Here is a 331-nt window from a genome sequence, read left to right as displayed (position 1 = left end):
TCGATGCTTGATTTGGTGTTGTACCCGGAATCTGCGCCCGAGTCGCCGCCCTCGCTGTCTGTCTTCAGAGTCGTATTGGTGGTGTCGTCGACGTACGTTACGGTGGCCTTTTGAGTGTCCGCCTTGTACGTTACCGTCTCTTCAAACTCATCGTGTGGACCGTTGACGTACTTCTCGCCGATTTCCTTCTTGTCCGCGGTGTAGCCCGAGATCGTCGGACTCGTTACCGATGAAATCTTGCCCGTTGACCAATCGTTCCAGACGGTATTGCCCGTTACCTTGTCCTTCGTCCCCGTCCGGCTCAGGGTTACGCTCTCGCTGTGGTCTTCAC

General features: G+C 55.9%; 1 pseudogene. It reads right to left on the bottom strand.

Annotated elements, in window-relative coordinates:
• Positions 1 to 331, bottom strand: a pseudogene (locus tag OCH80_RS10270) (cell wall anchor protein); the annotation flags it as partial.

Source organism: Lactobacillus sp. 23-2 (assembly GCF_044902225.1).
Classification (GTDB): Bacteria; Bacillota; Bacilli; order Lactobacillales; family Lactobacillaceae; genus Lactobacillus; species Lactobacillus absianus.
This window is presented reverse-complemented; position numbering and strand designations above follow the sequence as displayed.